Here is an 18,569-nt window from a genome sequence, read left to right on the forward strand (position 1 = left end):
TGCGTCTTAGCGAAATGACAATACCTAATTCGACCCTCTCAGTCGAGCCGCCAAAATTCCCCGCAAACCCGCGCCAGCACGTGCTGTGCGGGTATCCCTCTCTTGACGCATCTTTGTGTTCATATTAAAAGTCATATACCCCCACGCCCGTTCGATCAGCCAGAACATATATTTCGGAGAAGTCATGAGCCAGCAACGCGAGGCGATCGACACATATTTATTACGCGTCTTGCACACCCTGTTGATGGAGCGCAGCGTGACGCGCGCGGCCGTCAAACTGAACCAGTCGCAGCCCGCCATCAGCGCAGCGCTGCGGCGTCTGCGCGACATCACCGGCGACCCGCTGCTGGTGCGCGGCAAGTCCGGCATGGTCCCGACCGAGTACGGGCTGCGTCTGCTCGAACCGGTGCAAAACGCCCTGCGCGAAATCGAGCGCATCAAGTTCCAGCAGCACAATTTCGATCCGGCCACTTCGATCCGCTGTTATCGGATCGGCTGTCCGGACTATCTGAACGTGCTGTTCGTGCCGACGGTGGTGGAGCGTTTCCGCCAGGCCGCGCCCAACGCGACGCTTGAATTTCATTCGCTCGGGCCGGCGTTCGACTACGAACTGGCACTCGAGGACGGCAAGCTCGATATCGTGGTCGGCAACTGGCCCGAACCGCCCGAGCAGTTGCATCTGTCGAACCTGTTCGTCGATCAGATCGTCTGCCTGATGAGCAACACGCACCCGTTCGCCAAGCGCGGCGGGTTGACGCTCGACCAGTATCTGAATGCTCCGCATCTTGCGCCTACTCCTTATTCGGTGGGCCAACGCGGCGCGATCGACGTGCACCTCGCGCGTGAACGTCTGAAGCGTCATGTCGTCGTGACTCTGCCGTACTTCAACCTCGCGCCGTATGTGCTGATCAAGTCGGATCTGATCTTCACGACGACGCGCCTGTTTGCGGATTACTACGCCAAGTTCCTGCCTCTGACCGTGGTGCCGGCGCCGCTGGATTTCCCGCCGATGCAGTACTACCAGTTGTGGCACGAGCGCGTGCATTACTCCGATGAAGTGCGCTGGTTGCGAAGCCTCGTTGCCGAAGCGACCAAGACCTTGATCGACAAGCCGTAAGCTGGGCAGGCCCGCATCGCCTCATGCGAGCGGGTTGCCGGCCGGCGTGGCTTCCTGACGACCACCACGCCGACGACTCTGCTTGCAATTAACCTTCAAAAAAGGCCTTACTCCAATCCGCTCACGCAGCCGCCTGATACAACGTCTTCGCCAACCGGTTGTGCTGCTCGATCACCGGGCCCAGTTCGACGGTCGTCAACTGCCCGTCCTTCACCACTACCTTCCCGCCAATCACGCTGTACGACACCTGCGATGGCGCACAGAACACGAGCGCTGCGACCGGATCGTGCAAGGCGCCGGCAAACAAGGGCTGACGCAGGTCGAACGACACGAAGTCGGCCGCCATACCCGGCGCCAGCGCACCGATATCGTCGCGGTTGAGCACCTTCGCGCCGCCCAGCGTCGCAATCTCCAGCGCCTCGCGTGCGGTCATCGCATCGGGGCCGAAGCCGACCCGTTGCAGCAACAGTGCCTGACGCACTTCCGCAACCATCTGCGCGCCGTCGTTGGAGGCCGAGCCATCCACACCCAGGCCCACCGGCACGCCTGCAAGACGCATCCGCTTGACCGGCGCGATGCCGGAGGCGAGGCGCATGTTCGAGCATGGGCAATGCGCGACGCCCGTGCCGGTGCGAGCAAACAACTCGATGCCCGCGTCGTCCAGTTGCACGCAGTGGGCGTGCCAGACATCATGGCCCACCCAGCCCAGGTCTTCCGCGTACTCCGCCGGCGTCATGCCGAACTTCTCGCGGCTATAAGCAATATCGTTGACGTTCTCGGCCAGATGCGTGTGCAGCGACACACCATACTGGCGCGCCAGCACCGCCGATTCGCGCATCAGATCGCGGCTCACCGAAAACGGCGAGCACGGCGCCACCACCACGCGCAGCATCGCGTAACGTCCCTCGTCGTGATACGTCTCGATCAGGCGCTGCGTGTCCTTCAGGATGTCCGGCTCGCGCTCCACCACCGAGTCCGGCGGCAAACCACCGTCCTTCTGCCCTACGCTCATGCTGCCGCGGGCCGCATGAAAGCGCATGCCGATGCGGCGCGCTGCCGTAATACTGTCGTCGAGCCGGCTACCGTTCGGGTAGATATACAGATGGTCGCTCGAGGTCGTGCAGCCCGACAGCAGCAGCTCTGCCATCGCGGTCAGCGTCGAGACTTCGATCATCTCGGGCGTGAGATTCGCCCACACCTTATAAAGGCTGGTCAGCCAGCCGAACAGCTCGGCGTCCTGGGCGGCCGGAATCGCCCGCGTCAGGCTCTGATACATATGGTGGTGCGTATTGATCAGACCTGGTATCACCAGGTGAGCGCGCATATCCAGTACTTCGTCGGCCGTTTGCGGCAGCTCTGCCGTCGGGCCGACCGCGACGATCCGGTTGTCTTCGATATACAGGCCGCCGTCGCGCAGTTCGCGCCGGGCGCCGTCCATCGTGACCAGCACGTCCGCGTGCTTGACCAGCATCGTTTTGCCGCGCTTGCCTGAGTGCGCGCCTGCACCTTGACCTGCTTGCTGCTCCATCGTCATTCGTTTTTCTCCGCTTGATTGCTGCCGTTACAGCCAGCCTTGCTGGCCGGGTGTAACGGCGGGGCCGTACCGGTCGTGCCATCAAGGCATCCCTACCGGCGGTGTGCAAAGTCGTTCGAACGCGATGTGGCGGGCACGCTACCGTGCCGCCGCGTCCGTTCGAACGCGTTTGGCCCGGTTACCCAGCGTACTACGCCGTCTTCGGGGTGCGCGGCATCGCTGCTGCGCACAGGCGTAACCTTCGACGGCCAAAATAAGCCTGACAACTCACGCCGTTGCGATACCCGACTTCACACAGCCGATATAGTGGTTGTTTTTGGCGCCGGTACGATCGAGACGCCCGCTCATCCACCGCTCATGGCCGTGCGGCGCGGATTTGCGCGGCATGGCCACGAGGCTTTCAGCAGGCTGTCATGCGCCAGCTATTATCTTTCCTATCGCTCGCGCGCGGACGGGAACATCCTTTTTACAATGGCTGCCACGGCGCTCGCTTCAATTCGCCGACGGGTATGTAGCCACTGACGTGGAGCCTCGATCCGCCGCAACGTATTCTGGATTGGGCCGCCGCCGAAACCTCGCATTCACATAAGGAAAATTGCGAATGGGAAAGCTCACTACCCATGTGCTCGACACCGCCAACGGCCGTCCCGGCGCGGGCATCAAGGTCGAACTCTTTGCGCTCTCCGGAGACACCCGCCGGGCGCTGAAAACCACCCTCACCAATGACGACGGCCGCTGCGACCAGCCGCTGCTCGAAGGCGACGCTCTGGTTGCTGGCGAATACGAACTCGTGTTCGGCGCCGGCGACTACTTCGCTTCGATCGGCACCAAGGTACCGGAACCGCGTTTCGTCGATCGCGTCGTGCTGCGCTTTGGCGTGGCCGATGCCGGTGCGCACTATCACGTGCCGCTGCTGGTGTCGCCGTGGTCGTACAGTACCTATCGGGGCAGCTAATCCGCGCGGGAACGTGATGGAGACCGGACCAGGCTCACGCCTCACCGACTTCGCCGCCGCTGCATTTCGCAGATGCTTGGAGACACCTGCGAAGCGCAGTCGAATGCGAGCCGCCTGGCCTGTGACTCATCACTATGACCCTCACCGTGCCCCGTCGAGTCGAACACATAACCGCAATACGGCGCTGTGCGAACTGAGCGCACCGCGTCCCCTAACAGCAGTTTGCGCGAGTGGCGCATGGCAGGCCGATCTTCGGGATCGTGGTTGAACCCGGAATCGAGCCGCTGCCCACCGGCAAACAACGAATCAGAAGTGGAGGAGTTTCATGGAAGGCTTTATCACTGACTGGCTGAATCTGGCCTTGCGCTGGTTTCACGTCATCGCCGCGATCGCCTGGATTGGCGAATCGTTCTATTTCGTCGCCCTCGACAACAGCCTGAAACCGCCTACGGACCCGAACCAGCGCAAGCGCGGCGTGTTCGGCGAACTGTGGCACGTGCACGGCGGCGGCTTCTACAACATGCAGAAATACACGGTCGCGCCGCCGGAAATGCCGGACGACCTGCACTGGTCGAAGTGGCCGTCGTACACCACGTGGCTGTCGGGCACGAGTCTGTTCACGGTGCTGTATCTGTTCTCGCCGAGCACGTACCTGATCGACAAGAGCGTGATGGACATGGGTCCGGTGGTGGCGATATTCTCCGCGCTCGGCTTCCTCGCCGCAGGCTGGATTGTCTACGATTCGCTGTGCCGCGTGCTGGGCAACAAGGACAAGGTGCTCGGTATCTGCGTCGGCGTGTATGTGCTGATCGCTGCATGGCTGGCGTGCCATATCTTCGCGGGTCGCGCGGCGTACCTGATCGTCGGCGCGATGCTCGCGACGATCATGTCGGCCAACGTGTTCTTCGTGATCATCCCGGGCCAGCGCAAGATGGTCGACGCGATGTTGAAGGGCGACACGCCGAACCCGATCTACGGCAAGCGCGGCAAGCAACGTTCGGTGCACAACACGTACTTCACGCTGCCGGTGGTGTTCGCGATGCTGTCGAACCACTACGCGATGACGTATACGAACCAGTACAACTGGCTCGTACTCGGAATGATCATGATGGCGGGCGCGCTGATTCGTCAGTTCTTTGTGATGCGCCATCGTGGCCAGGTGCTGTGGTACCTGCCGCTGGTCGGGATCGCGCTGATGTTCGGCGCCCTCTTCTGGACGATGCCGAAGCCGGTCGTACCGCAAGCGGAAGCCGCCAACGCGCCGACGCTGAAGGTCGCTGACATTGCGCCGATCCTGCAGCAACGTTGTGCCGCATGCCACTCTGCGCATCCGACCTTGATGGGCAGCGCGCCGTCGGGCGTGATGTTCGATACGCCGGATGAGATCTCGCAGAATGCGCAGCGCCTGTATCAGCAGGCGGTGACACTGAAGGCGATGCCGCTCGGGAACGTGACGCATATGACTGACGATGAGCGTCAGAAGATCGCGGCGTGGTTCCAGGCTGGGGCGTTGAAGTAATTCGCTGTGAGGCTGACCGCTACGGCGGTCGGCCTCCGGTGTGCCTGCCTGGTGCAGGTAAGTAGCGGGCTTTTCGCGGGAGCGGAAAGCCCGTTTTTCTTTGTGCGTGTCCTGGCGCCGAGGTGATGCCGGTTTTGCCTTCGTGCACGGAGAACCCGATGGTGTCGGTCTGTCGCTTTGGCCGAGCCGTCAGGCATTTCAAGATGTAGCCCGAGGGCTACTCTACTTCTACTATATGAGCCCTTTCCTCTCATTTTGATGCCCCAGGGCCACACATGACCACGCTCGCCGACGTCGCCGAAATGCTAAAGGAAGCCCACCGCGAAGCAGGTGTCTCACAAGAAGAACCGGCCCGCCGCGCGGGTGTTGCCCGAACCACTGTGACGCGCATGGAAACATGGCAAGGCACGATATGAGTGTCTCAGCACTGGTGCGTCTGCTCGAAGCGGCGGGATACGATCTGAACGTCGTCGCGCGTGGCTATGGCCGTACGCTTGAGGACATCCTCGCCGAGCAGCGTGCGGAGTCGGCGGCCCAGCGATGACACTGTTTATTTCGGAGCCACGAACGGGTTACGCTTGATCCGTCGCTGTGTCCTGTTTGCTTGCCGTGCACCAATGAAAAACGCCCAAGGCAAATGCCCCGGGCGTTTTGTTCTTCCTGCGACTAACCTGCTCGCAACCTGCGCGTCACACGCTACGCCATCAAGCCGTCACCGCGCTCAACGCATCCTCGGTCAACCACAGCGACTCGGCTAGATCCTGCTCGTTGAGATTGAGCCCATCGCCGCCGCGATCCACCACAATGAAATCGCTTACGTCGCCCAGCGCGATCAGCGGATGGTGCCAGACGCCTTTCGCATAGTTCACGCCTTGCCAGCCGCTCGTGACGAACGCACGAATCTGCGCCCGATCGAGCTCACCAGCCGGCGCCACCACGACGAGGTAAGGCTTGTCGTTCAGCGGCACAAACGCCTGGCTGCCGAGCGGATGGCGCTCGAGCATCTTCACCTCGAACGGCAGCACGCGCGGCTGGCCGCGAAACAGGTTCACCAATGTACGACCGCCCTCGTCCGTGACGTCCACTTTCGCGAGATCGTGATAGCGGATCGTCGTGCCGAGGTTGATCGGAATCTGCTTCGCGCCTTCGAGTTCGATCACGTCGCCGAACGCGGCGAACGCTTCCTTGGTCAACGGTTCGATGGCGAGCGTTTTCATTATGCGAGCGTACCCCACAAACGCAGACGCGAGACCCCGCCGTCCGGAATGATGTTAAAGCGCACGTGCGTCACCGGGCCGAGCGCCGCCACTTCGCTTTCGAAGTAATGCTGGTTGTCCATCTTCAGCTTCTGTTCGCCCAGCAGCACCGGCCAGAACATGGCTTGCGTGATCAGCGAGCTGTCCGTGCCGCCCGTGACATACGCGGCCTGGATCGAGCAACGGTCCGGATAGTTGCCCTTGAAGTGCGCGGTATCCACTTCGATTTTCTTGATCACACCCGGTTGCGCCAGGGCGACGATCGCCCAGTCGTTGCCCGGTTCGCGGCGGCGGCGCGTTTCCCAGCCGTCGCCCATGTTCACTCCACGGCCCGGCATCAGGATGGTGGAGGCTGCGCCGAAGTGCTGGTTGTTCGCGGCGACCAGATATGCGCCGTTTTCCATTGCGGCCAGATCGAACTGCTCGGTGCGGCTCGCGCCGGCCCAGTCCACTTGCGGCTGGCCATAGACGCGCAGACGCGCAATGCCGCCGTCCGGGTAAATGTTGACGCGCAAGTGCGTGTAGGCGTTGCTGTCGCTGACTTCGTGATAGTGGTGGCTGTTGCCTTGCAGCGTGGTCGACGGGACGATTTCGGTCCACTGGGTCGACTGGTTCGGCTGGCCGTCCACGACCCGCGCCGCTTCCACCGAAGCCGCCGGCGGGAAGTTACCCGTAAAGTGACTCGTATCGAGGTCGAGACCCTTGATTACGCCCGGGCGCGCCAGCTTCACCACGCACCAGTCGTAGCCGGTGGTGCGCTTGCGGCGCGTTTCCCAGCCGTCCATCCACTTGCCGTGATCGTCGTACTTGCCCGGAATAAAGACGGCAGGTTCCGGATTCAGCATCCGTTCCTTCGGCGCGAAGAAATCGTCGCTAGCCTCGAGCGCCTGTGCGCCGAGACGCGGGTCCGCCAGATTCACATAGCGGCGCGTGAAGTCCGGTGCGTTGGGGTCGAGAATCGGGAGTGCCATCTTTGTCTTCCTTCCTGTCTAATAGTGCTAAAAAGCGCTTCGTTTCGAGAACCGCGCCACAGACGAATGCCTGCGCGGCCGTGCTGATGTCAACGCGTGCTTACGCGTCGATCAGGTCGTCGAGCCTGAAGCGTGCGATACGGTAGATCTGGTCGAGGCTCGCGCGCAATTCGTCGGCGCGGCCGTTGTTCACGCGCGCTTCGAAATTGGCGATGATGCCGTGGCGGTCATAACCGCGCACCGCCAGAATGAACGGGAAGCCGAACTTCTCACGATACGCCGCGTTCAGTGCAACCAGCTTGTCGAACTCTGCCTGGGTGCATTGCGACAGGCCCGCGCCGCTTTGCTCGCGGGTCGACTCTGCCGTCAGTTCGCCGCGCACGGCTGCCTTGCCCGCAAGCTCCGGGTGGGCATTGATCAGCGCGAGCTGCTTCGCTTCGCCAGCGGTTTCCACGGCGTTCGACATCGTGTGATGCAGTGCGTCGATGCTCGCAAAGGGCCGCTGCCCGGCCGCGATTTCCGCAACCCACGGCGAATGCTCGAAAATGCCCGACAGCGCCGCGACGAACGCGTCGGTCGAGATGCTGTTCAGTTGATCCAGAGTGTATTGCATCGCCTTCATGCCGCAGCCCCGCGGTTGTTTTGTTGGTAAGGATGGTGTTCGCGCCAGTGCCGCGCAATGTCGACGCGCCGCGTCACCCAGACGCGGTCATGCTGTTCGATATGGTCAAGGAAGCGCTGCAGCGCGCGGAAGCGGCCTGGGCGGCCGAGCAACCGGCAGTGCATGCCGATTGAAAGCATCTTCGGCGCTTCGTCGCCCTCTTCGTAGAGCACGTCGAACGCGTCGCGCAGATAGGTGAAGAAGTGATCGGCGGTATTGAAGCCTTGCGGGCTCGCAAAGCGCATGTCGTTGGTGTCGAGCGTGTACGGCACGATCAGTTGCGGCGTCTTCGCGCCACCGCTGACTTCGACGTCCGTCCAGAACGGCAGGTCGTCGCCGTAGTAATCCGAGTCGTACAGGAAGCCGCCGTATTCGGCGACGAGGCGACGTGTATTGGGACTGTCACGGCCGGTGTACCAGCCGAGCGGCCGCTCGCCGGTTACGCGTTCGATTGCTTCCATGCCGAGGCGCATGTGTTCCGCCTCTTTCTCCGGCGACATGTCCTGGTAGTGAATCCAGCGGTAGCCGTGGCAGGCGATCTCGTGCCCCAGTTCGACAAAGGCGCGCGCAAGCTCCGGATGGCGCTCGATGGCCATGCCGACGCCAAATACGGTCAGCGGCAGGCCGCGCTTTTCGAATTCGCGCAGGATGCGCCAGACACCGGCGCGCGAGCCGTACTCGTAGATCGACTCCATGCTCATGTGGCGCGCCGGATAGGCGGCCGCGCCGACGATCTCCGAGAGGAACTGCTCCGAGCCCGGGTCGCCGTGCAGCACGCAGTTTTCGCCGCCCTCTTCATAATTGAGCACGAATTGCACCGCGACGCGCGCTCGCCCCGGCCAGTTTGCCTGCACCGGGTGACGGCCGTAGCCGATCAGGTCGCGTGGATAGTTCGAGTCGAGTGGCATGGTTTGACGAATGCGTGGTGACAAAAACGGGGTGAAGAAACCTGAAACGCGCCTGAATCTCGCGCCGACGCGGGCGGAAACCGCCAAGAATGCCCATTGATTCGCCCAGCGTCTGGTGGAACCAGTGTAGCGAAAACACCCGGGTGCGCCCATACACCCGGGCAGATAGTGCGTGTCAGACCAGAAGTATGTGCGGGGCCGGCTGGCTGGGGGTTTGCGGTCCGGTGGGACTGGCGTTTACCCGGCCTTTAAAACCCGAAACGCGCCGGCGGTCTCACGGGATGCGCCTCCGTCGGACTAAACGCTTCGAACGCACCGTCATAGCGTTTCAGGAGCGGGCGCGCATAGTCGCCGCGCTTGGCCGTGCCAAGCCGCAGCGTGACCAGCGCCTCCACCCACTTCACGGCCGCCGTGACGCCTTCGACCACCGGCACACCCAGTTCGCCCTGAATCTGCGCGCACAGCTCGGCCATCCCCGCACAACCGAGCACGATCGCCTCCGAGCCGTCCTCCTCGAGCGCCCGGCGACACTCTTCGAGAATGATACGGCGCGCCTCCGAGCCGGGCTGGTCGAGTTCGAGCACGGCTACATCGGTCGCGCGCACGTTGTTGCAGAAGCGCGTCATGCCGTAGCGCTCGGCCAGATGCCAGGCCATGCCGCAGGTGCGCGCGAGCGTGGTCACCACCGAAAACGACGGCGCCAACACGCTCGCCACGTGCATCGCCGCTTCGGCAATGCCGATCACCGGCCCACGCGCCAGTTCGCGGGCCGCGTACAGCCCGGGGTCGCCAAAGCAGGCAATCACGTAGCCGTCGCAGCCGTCACGCTCGCCCGCCGCGACCTCCGCCAGCAGGCCGGGCGTGGCAAGCGCTTCGTCGTAATAGCCTTCGATCGACGGCGGCCCCATGGTCGGGCTGACCGCTATCACCTCGGTGCCGGGCGCGACCACCTCCCTTGCACAGCGCCCCATCGCGTCGGTCATCCGCTGAGTCGTGTTCGGGTTGATCAGTTTGATACGCATCTCGTACTCCTGTTACGGCAGGCCTATCGGAAACTCAGCGAAGCGTCAGCGCGCGGTAGAACACAGCGCCCAGCGCAGCACCGATAAACCACGAGAAATTCGCCATACCGTCGAGCGACGGCACCATCACGCAGATCACCGCGATCACCGCGGCAGGCAACAATGCCGCGACGGCCTTGTAATTCACACCGTTGCGGTACCAGTACGTCCCCGTTTCGGAGACGGTGTAAAGATCGTCCAGTACGATTTTCTGCCGCTTCACGAGGTAGAAATCGACGATCAGGACACCATACAAAGGTCCGATAAAGCTACCGAGCACGTCAAGGGTGTAGTGAATCACCGCCGGGTTGTTGAAGAGGTTCCATGGCGTGATGAAAATCGATGCGACCGCGGCCAGCATCCCGCCCATCCGCCAACTAATGAGGCGCGGCGCGACGTTCGAAAAATCGAAGGCCGGCGAGACGAAGTTAGCCACGATATTGATCCCGATCGTCGCAATCGTAAAGGTCAGCGCACCGAGAATTACCGCCATCGGATAGTCGATCCGTCCGACCGTTTCGACCGGGTCCGTAATCAACTGCCCGAACACCGGCAGCGTGGCGGCGGTCGTCACCACGGTCACCAGCGAGAACGCCAGGAAGTTGACCGGTAAGCCCCAGAAGTTGCCCTTCTTCACGCTGCGGAAGCTCTTACCGTAACGCGAAAAGTCGCCGAAATTCAGCATCGGACCCGAGAAATAGGACACCACCAGCGAGATCGCGGTGATCATCACCGGCACCACGCCGAGCCCGTGATATTTGACGCCGCCCAGGTTGATGCCGATGTTTTGCCAGCCGGCGCGCCACACCATATAGCCCGCGAGGATGAACATCACCACGTAGACGGCTGGTCCGGCGAAATCGATAAACTTCTTGATCGTCTCCATGCCGTGCCAGAACACCAGCGCCTGCAGCACCCATAGCAGCATGAAGCCGCCCCAGCCGAGCGCGGAAAGGCCCATGAAGCCATGCCGGTGCATGTCCGCATAGGGCAGCCATTGCGGGAAGAATTTGAGCACGACGATCACCAGCGCGCTCGACGCAAGATAGGTCTGAATCCCGTACCACGCAACAGCGATCAAACCGCGAATCACGGCGGGAAGGTTCGCCCCGAGCACACCGAAGGTCGCACGGCAGGCAACCGGATACGGCACACCGTTCTGCTGGCTCGGCTTGGCAATCAGGTTGCACAACAGGTTGACGATCGTGATGCCGACCAGCAGCGCGATCAGCACCTGCCAACTGGTGAGGCCGAGAGCGAACAGACTGCCGGCGAATACATAACCGCCGACGCTGTGCACATCCGACATCCAGAACGCGAAGATGTTATAGGCGCTCCACGTCTGATGGCGCAGCGGCGCGAGGTCTTCGTTAAATAGGCGCTCGCTGTAACCGGCCGGCACCTCGGGATCGCCCGAAGAGTCGCCGCTGCTGAAGCCGGGATTGGCGGAAATCGCGGGATTATGCGGTGCTGCACTGAACTGAGCCATGACTGCTCCTTGGGTGTAGGGACTGGCGATTGCGCATCGACGGGCACTGCATCCGTCACCCACAGCCCCTTCCAGGTCAGGAGGGGTCTTGCAGGCATGACGGCACCGCGGTTGTCTCTGTCCTTAGTTGCACATTTATCTGTACAACTAAGCACTTTTTGTTATCGCTTCGCCACTAACCGCGCTCTTGTGCCGAAGCGTTCTCGCGCACACGGCCCGTCAGGGCGGCCGTATGCAGGCCGTGTGGACGAGCTTCGCCACACCGCCGGTTCGCGATGATTTGTCAGTTCAAATTCTGTGCGGCGCGCCCAAGCGCGCTTTTACTACGAGCGTATTGCTTACGCGCGTCGAGCGACGCGCGCGGGTGGACCAATCAAGACGCCGCTTTTGCCGGCAACATGCCGAACACTTCGTGCAGATCCGCTGCGCCGCGCGCCGGCCTATCCAGCATCTTCAGCTCGACGCTTTGCAGGTGGCGCGACATCAGGGCGGCCGCCTCCTTCGCATTGCCGGTGTCGAGCGCGACGAGAATCGCTTCGTGGTCTTCGAACGAGCACGGGCTGCGGCCGAGCGACTCGTACAAAGCCGAAATCAAGGTCGAGCGTGCTACCAGCCCGTTCAGGCAGTCGCACAACACGGTATTGCCCGTGAGCGACGCCAGTTCGGTATGGAACTCGCCCGAGAGCCGGATCCAGGCCGAAAAATCGCGCGTTTCAAAAGCCTTGCGCTCTCGGCCGATCATGCTGCCGAGATGCTTCAGGCGGCGCGGGCCATGCCCGGAGCAGATCCGCTCCACCACCGCGAGTTCGATGATGCGGCGCATCTCGAACACCTCATGGACTTCCTGCAGCGACGGACTCGCGACAAAAGCGCCGCGGTTCGGCTCGAGATCGACGAGCCGGTCGGTCGCCAGTAACGCGAGCGCCTGGCGAATCGGGCCACGCTTGACGCCGAATACTTCGCACAACTGCGCTTCAGTCAACTTGGCTCCAGGCGCCAGCCGATGCTCGAGGATTGCGGCACGAATGCGCTCGGCAATCGCGTCGGGTTTTGAACCATTCGAGGTGGCTAAGGAGAGGGTCGACATGATATGCGTTCCGTTATGTTGCCCATCTTAGGATGGACACAAAGATTGTCAACAATTTCAATATTGAATTTTCGACGATTGAAGTTCGACGACTGAGGCGTCCGCTCGGAGATTCGCTCAGATGGCTACTGGGCTTGGCTGTGAGAATAATTCATACGAATCGCCCCTCTTTTTGCTGGACTATTTTGTCAACAAAATAGTCCAGCAAAACTCAGCCCAGGTGCTGTGCGGAGCCTGATGCGACTGACCGTTAGTTGCCTTTTGTGCACAAAAACAAAGCGGGCAGCGCCCGCTTCGTCTCCAGCCCCATGCAAGATGGCGCTGCTCCCCTCCGAAGACTAGCTGAGGTACGGGTAACCCGATACTGTCAGCTTAAAGCCATGCGCATCTGACACGAGATGCGCGTCCGCCCCAACCGGCAGCGTCAACAGGTTAGGGATATGGCCGAACTGCAGACCCGTGATCACCGGAATACCGATCACCGAGCGCACATGCTCGATCATCGCGTTCAGGTCGTAGCCGTTGTCGTACTCGAACGCCTTGCCGCCGGACAGATCGCCGATCACCAGCGCCTGCTGCCGCTCGAGGATGCCTGCCAGATGCAGTTGATACAGCGTCCGTTCGATCCGGAACGGCTGCTCATTGACGTCCTCGACAAACAGGATGCCACCCTCGACCGGTGGCATATAGGGCGTGCCGACCAGCGAGGCGAGCACCGCCAGATTGCCGCCCCACAGCATGCCGCTGACGTCGACGGCTTGCGCCTGTGGCACGCTGCCTGTGACCGTGAAGGTCGGCTTCGTCAGCGCGTTCCAGAAGTGCTGCATGGTGAACTCGCTGAGTTCCTCCGCGCCAAAGTCGCCCAGGAGCATCGGGCCGCCGAACGTCTTCAGCCCAGCCCGCGAGAGAAGCGCCAACTGGATCGCCGTGAAATCGCTGTGTCCGACCAGCGCGATGGGCTGATCGGTCAACCGGCGTTGCAGGCCTTCGTAATCGAGCCCGTGCAGGATGCGCACGGCGCCGTAGCCGCCGCGCACCGCGAGCACGATGTCCGGCAGTTTGCGTGACGGGTCGGCCAGGTGGTTCAGTTCGGCAGCACGCTCGCCGTCCGTGCCGGCGAAGCGCTGAAAGCGGCGCTCGGTTGCGTGGACGCCCTCGACGTGATGTCCTTGCGCATGCAACCGATGCAGCGCACGACGAATCGCCTCCGGGTCATGGGGATAGCCCGAAGGCGCGATCAGTTCGAAAGTGCGATGGGCAATCATGATCGCCAGTACGAAGAGTGATGGTTCTTAGAGTGATTCGGCTGACGGGGGTTCGCCGCGAGCCGCCTCGCGGGCTTCGCGCAACGCGCGCCGCCGTTCGGCAAAGAAGGACTTGAGCGCCGCGGCGCACTCGCTCTCCAGCGCACCGCCCACCACCGTAGTGTGATGATTGAGCTGCGGATTGGCAAACGCATCCACCACGCTGCCGCATGCGCCAGTCTTCGGATCGCGCGCGCCGAACACGACGCGGGCAATGCGCGCGTGCATGATGGCGCCGGCACACATCAGACAAGGCTCGAGCGTCACGTACAGCTCGCAACCGGGCAGGCGGTAATTTTCCAGCGTCTGGGCAGCGGCGCGCAACGCGACCATCTCGGCGTGCGCGGATGGGTCGTGTGCAGCGATCGGATGATTGAAGCCTCTCGCGATGACCTCGTCGCCGCGCACCAGCACGGCGCCCACCGGCACTTCGCCAGCCGCGCGCGCTTCTTCGGCGGCGGCCTGGGCCAGCTTCATGAAATGGAGATCGCGTTCCGTGAAGGCGACGGGAACGGCTTGCGGTGCATCGGGTGGCGCATCATGCAGCGGTGCGCTGTTCGCGCTCGGCTGCTCGCTCACTGCGGCCCCGGCAGACCGGCGGCTGCACCGGACAGGTCGCCCGGGTGACCGGCAGCGCCTGCGGCGCGTTCGGAGAGGCGCTCCGCAATCCGCCGGCAGTACTCGCGCGGCAACACCAGCGGGCCGCCGCGCAATGATTCGAGTGCCATGTCGAGCGCCAGCATCCGCGCCTGCAGGCGGCAACGGGCGGCACGGTCGCTGACCGCGTTCAGTTCGTCCTGCAGGTCGCGCAACGCCCGCAGTTGTTCGGCGGCGGGCGGCACAAAGCCCGCATTCTTCAGGATCCGGTTCGCGACGCGCACTTCCTGAGGCACCTGGACATCGTCCTCCTGCGCAAGTGCGACACCTGCTCCCGGCAAATCGTCGAACTCACCGCGCGCTGCCGCGGCGGCTATACGCTGTTCAACTAACGCATCAAGCAATCTCATCTGCAGTCCACTACGTTGCGGCCCACGCATTCTATCAGGGAGCAAGATGTAAGGTTCGACCATGAGGCTGACAAACCCCTCTGATTTTCGGATTCTGCGTATTTGAGGGCCATAGGGTGCCGCGTTAGGGTCATGGCTCTCGTAGCGGCCGCGCAGACCGGAGCTTTACGATTTGCTTTCGCAGCGCGGCCATCGCCCTTTATCGTAGCCAGTGACTTCAAAGTGCTTATGCGTGCCGACCTGCCCTGCCCATCCCTTGTGACCCACTCGTCCGATGTCCGTTTCGACGCTAAACAAGCGGGCCGGCATGACATGGAAACCTGTTCCCCAAGACACCGCCAGCGCGGGCCATCGCTGCTGCGCACTGTGTTGGCGGGCCTCGCGGTGTCGATCGCGCTCTCGGGCTGCGGCGTATTCTGCGGCGGCGCGGGCGGTAGCGGCGGGGGTTTCGCAGCCGGTTGCGCCACGGGCGTACGCTTTTGACGCCCCCTCGTAAATTTCTGTAACGGGTGCGCGAACCGCTGTAATCTGGATCTCGCGCGCGCCCACTATGCTTCGGGCGCGCGGTGGCGCATCGCCACGACGCCCATCCCGCAGGACTATGACTCGAGATCCAGACCACTCATCCCCGCAGCACAGCCGCGACCCAGCCGGCCATGACGATAGCCGCGAGGCTTTCCCGCTCGACCCGGCCCAGCATCGAGCGCTCGCCGACGCGAGACGCGCTGCCGGTGACGAGCTTGGCGCCGTCGCCCATCTGATCGCCGCCCACACGCTGGACGCTTACGCGAGTGGCGCCGCCGACGCAACGGCCGCGAACCTCTGCGACGTCGCCACCGGCTACTTCATGAAAGGCGATCATGAGATCGCCGCGGCCTGGTATGAACTCGTCCTGACACTCGACCCGAACCTCGCGATTGCCTGCCAGAACCTCGCCGCGATCCACGCCGGCGCGGGACGCACCGCCGCGGCCGATGCCTGGCGCGAACGCGCTTACCGGCTGCAGCGCGTGTTCGTCGAACAGGCGCCCGGCCATACACGCCGTGTACTGTTGCTGTGCGCGGGCCGCGCCTCGGGCAACGTGCCGTTCGACGCGCTGTTGCCCGGCGCGATCAACTGCAGGATCAAATACGCCGTCGATTACGCGGACGAAGCCGAAGACGCGCAGCTCCCGTCGTTCGATCTGGTGTTCAATGCAATCGGCGAGCCGGATGTCGCCGCGCCGCTCGCCGCGCGGCTCGAGCGCTTCACGTCCAGTCTGAAGTCAAACCCGGCGGCCCGCAGCGCCCGAGCGCTGCTCAACCCGCCCGCCGGCGTCGCGCGGACTGCGCGCCACCGCATCCCCGCATTGCTCGGTGATCTGCACGATGTGCAAGTCGCGCAATGCATCCGCGTCGACACTGCGCCGGCCTCGCCCGAAGCGCTCGCCGCAATGCTAGCCGACAGCGGTATTGCGCTGCCGGTGTTAGCCCGCCCAGCGGCGGCTCACGGCGGCGAAGGACTGGTTCGCTGCGACGACCTAAGCGCGCTGCTGACGCGGCTACGAAATTACGAAGCAGGTCCACAGTACCTGACTGCGTATCGCGATACCCGCTCGGCGGACGGCTACTACCGCAAGTACCGGATGATTTTCGTCGACCGCGAGCCGTTTCCTTATCATCTGGCGATCTCGCCGCACTGGATGGTCCACTACTTCTCGGCAGAGATGGAAGGGCATGCGTGGAAGCTGGACGAGGAGCGGCGTTTCCTGGAAGATCCCGCCGCGGCGTTAGGCGAGCGCGCACTGCAGGCGATTGCTGCGATCGGCCGCCGGCTCGAACTCGATTACGCCGGGATCGACTTCACACTCCTGCCCGACGGGCAGGTTTTCGTCTTCGAGGCCAACGCCACCATGCTGGCGCACTATGAGCGCAGCACGGGAGCGCTGGCACACAAGAATCCTTTTGTCCAACATATCGTCGACGCGTTCGAACGGTTGTTGAAGCGTCGCACGGCGGTTGAATGAACAATGCTATGAATTTTTCCGGCGGCCCGGGCGCATTGCCGGCCACGGTGTTGAGTGAGACGCGCGAGGCCATCGCAGCGTTGCATGAGACCGGTCTCTCGGTGCTAGGGATGAGCCACCGCTCGGCGTGGTTCCGTGGCGTGCTCGATGAAGCCGAGCACAATCTGCGCGTGCTGCTCGGCATCCCGGATCACTATCACGTGCTGTTTATGCAAGGCGGCAGCAGCCTGCAATTCTCGATGCTGCCGATGAATTTCCTGCGCGCGAGCGGCCGCCACGCCGAGTACATCGTGTCGGGTTACTGGAGCGCCAAGGCGCCAGTGGAAGCGCGCCACGAAGGCGACACGCGGGTAGTATGGGATGGCGGTGGCGACGGCTACCGCCGCCTGCCGGCAGCGGATGAGTTGCAGCTATCGCCGCAGGCAGCGTATCTGCATTACGTGTCCAACGAAACCGTCGAAGGACTCGAATTCACCGACGCCCCCGGCTTGCCCGAGGTGCCGCTGGTGTGCGACATGTCGTCGAACCTGCTGGCCGCGCCGCTCGATATCGAGCGCTACGCCATGATCTACGCGCATGCGCAGAAGAACCTCGGCCCGGCCGGCGTCACCGTGGTGATCCTGCGCGACGAGTTCGCGCAGCGCGCCACCCACGCCTTGCCCACCCTGCTCGACTACCGCACCCATATCGCCGCGCGCTCGGTCTACAACACGCCACCGGTGTTCGCCATCTATGTGCTGATGCTGGTGACGCGCTGGCTGCGCGACGAGGTGGGTGGCGTCGCGAAGATGGCCGACATCAACCGCTCCAAGTCGGCACAACTATACAGCGCGCTCGATGCGGATCCTGCGTTCTACAGCGTGCATGGTGCACGCGAGTGCCGTTCGACGATGAATGTGGCGTTCCGCCTGCCCGATCCGCAGATGGAGGCGCGCTTTCTCGAAGCCGCCGCGCGCGAGGGCTTTCACGGCCTCGAAGGACACCGCTCGATCGGCGGCCTGCGCGCATCGCTCTACAACGCGGTGACGCTGGAGGCGGTCACCGCATTAGCGGAGTGGCTGGGCGAGTTTCGCCGCCGCGAGGGTTAGGCGGCGCGGCGCAGCGTCAATGAGCGGACAGATGCTGGTCGAGGAACGGCACGAAACCGTTTTGCGTCGCCACGATCTTCTTGACGCACTCATCGTAGTCCGAGCCCATCGTACGATCCGGGCCGTACATGCCGCGGCACTGCGCATACAGTGTGATAGTCGCGCCAGCGCCGTGCGCCGCCCGGTTCGCCGAATAGACTGCGTGACCCGAGCGGCCCGGCACGTCGGATTCGATCGCAACCGCGTCAGAGCGTACCACCGGCTCTTCCGAATGCTGCGCCACGTAGTCCTTCGTCAGTTGCCAGGCCTGATCGCATTGCGCCTGATCGCGGCAGGTGGCCGTGGCATCCGTCTGAGCCGCCTCCAGAAGGCGTTCGGAGCGGGCAAAGTCGTTGTCTCGTTGCGCCTCTTTGTCGGCGGATGACGCACAGGCAGTAAGCGTAAGCGCAGCGAGGACGGCGAGCGCAGCGGCGAGAGTCGTTTTCACTGGATGAAGGTCCCGAGTCGAAGTCGACGGAGATTATAGACAAGTGCGCGCCCCAGTCGCAGTTGTCGGGATGAGGGCGCAATAGCGCTGCGGTGAGTAGTCTCGGCGAAGTGGCGATTC

At 63.0% G+C, this 18,569-nt stretch carries 18 protein-coding genes and 1 pseudogene; 6 read left to right on the forward strand and 13 right to left on the reverse strand.

Going from position 1 to position 18,569, the window contains the following annotated elements:
* Positions 1-184: 184 nt before the first annotated feature.
* Complete coding sequence (locus BLQ92_RS21225) at positions 185-1,117, forward strand: LysR substrate-binding domain-containing protein (RefSeq protein ID WP_074764203.1); 933 nt, start codon at positions 185-187, stop codon at positions 1,115-1,117.
* Positions 1,118-1,238: 121 nt separating this feature from the next.
* On the opposite strand, the gene BLQ92_RS21230 is transcribed toward BLQ92_RS21225, so the two are convergent.
* Complete coding sequence (locus tag BLQ92_RS21230) at positions 1,239-2,651, reverse strand: 8-oxoguanine deaminase (protein ID WP_090686491.1); 1,413 nt, start codon at positions 2,649-2,651, stop codon at positions 1,239-1,241.
* 601 nt (positions 2,652-3,252) lie between these two features.
* Here BLQ92_RS21230 and uraH point away from each other — a divergent pair.
* The 3 genes and pseudogenes from uraH to BLQ92_RS21245 all read left to right on the forward strand — a co-directional run bounded on the left by uraH (position 3,253) and on the right by BLQ92_RS21245 (position 5,669).
* Entirely contained in the window at positions 3,253-3,606 is a 354-nt protein-coding gene (gene uraH, locus BLQ92_RS21235) for a hydroxyisourate hydrolase (RefSeq protein WP_090686492.1), read from the forward strand.
* Positions 3,607-3,931: 325 nt separating this feature from the next.
* Entirely contained in the window at positions 3,932-5,125 is a 1,194-nt protein-coding gene (locus tag BLQ92_RS21240; RefSeq protein WP_090686493.1) for a urate hydroxylase PuuD, read from the forward strand.
* Positions 5,126-5,400: 275 nt separating this feature from the next.
* Positions 5,401-5,669, forward strand: a pseudogene (locus BLQ92_RS21245) (helix-turn-helix domain-containing protein).
* A gap of 160 nt (positions 5,670-5,829) precedes the next feature.
* Here the strand turns inward: BLQ92_RS21245 and BLQ92_RS21250 are convergent.
* From BLQ92_RS21250 to BLQ92_RS40440, 11 genes are all read right to left on the reverse strand, one after another.
* Positions 5,830-6,342: an ureidoglycolate lyase gene (locus BLQ92_RS21250; RefSeq protein WP_090686494.1), complete on the reverse strand. Its 513-nt coding sequence runs from the start codon at positions 6,340-6,342 to the stop codon at positions 5,830-5,832.
* On the reverse strand, positions 6,342-7,352 hold the full coding sequence (gene alc / locus BLQ92_RS21255) for an allantoicase (protein ID WP_090686495.1): 1,011 nt from the start codon (positions 7,350-7,352) through the stop codon (positions 6,342-6,344). Before alc ends, BLQ92_RS21250 begins: the two co-directional genes overlap by 1 nt.
* Positions 7,353-7,452: 100 nt before the next feature.
* Positions 7,453-7,974: a 2-oxo-4-hydroxy-4-carboxy-5-ureidoimidazoline decarboxylase gene (uraD, locus tag BLQ92_RS21260; protein WP_090686496.1), complete on the reverse strand. Its 522-nt coding sequence runs from the start codon at positions 7,972-7,974 to the stop codon at positions 7,453-7,455.
* On the reverse strand, positions 7,971-8,921 hold the full coding sequence (gene puuE, locus BLQ92_RS21265; protein ID WP_090686497.1) for an allantoinase PuuE: 951 nt from the start codon (positions 8,919-8,921) through the stop codon (positions 7,971-7,973). Before puuE ends, uraD begins: the two co-directional genes overlap by 4 nt.
* Positions 8,922-9,169: 248 nt before the next feature.
* Positions 9,170-9,943 (reverse strand): aspartate/glutamate racemase family protein, encoded by a 774-nt coding sequence (locus tag BLQ92_RS21270; protein WP_090686498.1) that lies wholly within the window; start codon positions 9,941-9,943, stop codon positions 9,170-9,172.
* A 34-nt stretch (positions 9,944-9,977) separates the two neighbouring features.
* Complete coding sequence (locus BLQ92_RS21275) at positions 9,978-11,471, reverse strand: NCS1 family nucleobase:cation symporter-1 (RefSeq protein WP_090686499.1); 1,494 nt, start codon at positions 11,469-11,471, stop codon at positions 9,978-9,980.
* Positions 11,472-11,844: 373 nt separating this feature from the next.
* Positions 11,845-12,558, reverse strand: a complete 714-nt coding sequence (locus BLQ92_RS21280) for a GntR family transcriptional regulator (protein WP_090686500.1) — start codon at positions 12,556-12,558, stop codon at positions 11,845-11,847.
* Between the two features lie 338 nt (positions 12,559-12,896).
* Entirely contained in the window at positions 12,897-13,823 is a 927-nt protein-coding gene (gene ldcA / locus BLQ92_RS21285; protein WP_090686501.1) for a muramoyltetrapeptide carboxypeptidase, read from the reverse strand.
* 27 nt (positions 13,824-13,850) lie between these two features.
* The gene (tadA, locus tag BLQ92_RS21290; RefSeq protein WP_244106158.1) at positions 13,851-14,408 is read right to left on the reverse strand and encodes a tRNA adenosine(34) deaminase TadA; all 558 of its coding nucleotides are present in this window, start codon (positions 14,406-14,408) and stop codon (positions 13,851-13,853) included.
* A gap of 29 nt (positions 14,409-14,437) precedes the next feature.
* The gene (locus BLQ92_RS21295; protein WP_244106141.1) at positions 14,438-14,869 is read right to left on the reverse strand and encodes a DnaJ family domain-containing protein; all 432 of its coding nucleotides are present in this window, start codon (positions 14,867-14,869) and stop codon (positions 14,438-14,440) included.
* A 622-nt stretch (positions 14,870-15,491) separates the two neighbouring features.
* Positions 15,492-15,731: a hypothetical protein gene (locus BLQ92_RS40440; RefSeq protein WP_090686503.1), complete on the reverse strand. Its 240-nt coding sequence runs from the start codon at positions 15,729-15,731 to the stop codon at positions 15,492-15,494.
* Here BLQ92_RS40440 and BLQ92_RS21305 point away from each other — a divergent pair.
* Both BLQ92_RS21305 and BLQ92_RS21310 read left to right on the forward strand, forming a co-directional pair.
* Positions 15,717-16,874, forward strand: a complete 1,158-nt coding sequence (locus BLQ92_RS21305) for an ATP-grasp domain-containing protein (protein ID WP_090686504.1) — start codon at positions 15,717-15,719, stop codon at positions 16,872-16,874. The genes BLQ92_RS40440 and BLQ92_RS21305 overlap by 15 nt on opposite strands.
* Positions 16,871-17,962, forward strand: a complete 1,092-nt coding sequence (locus BLQ92_RS21310; RefSeq protein ID WP_090686505.1) for a phosphoserine transaminase — start codon at positions 16,871-16,873, stop codon at positions 17,960-17,962. Before BLQ92_RS21305 ends, BLQ92_RS21310 begins: the two co-directional genes overlap by 4 nt.
* Before the next feature lie 16 nt (positions 17,963-17,978).
* On the opposite strand, the gene BLQ92_RS21315 is transcribed toward BLQ92_RS21310, so the two are convergent.
* Positions 17,979-18,449 (reverse strand): hypothetical protein, encoded by a 471-nt coding sequence (locus tag BLQ92_RS21315; RefSeq protein ID WP_090686506.1) that lies wholly within the window; start codon positions 18,447-18,449, stop codon positions 17,979-17,981.
* Positions 18,450-18,569 lie beyond the last annotated feature (120 nt).

This window comes from Paraburkholderia phenazinium (assembly GCF_900100735.1).
GTDB lineage: Bacteria > Pseudomonadota > Gammaproteobacteria > Burkholderiales > Burkholderiaceae > Paraburkholderia > Paraburkholderia phenazinia.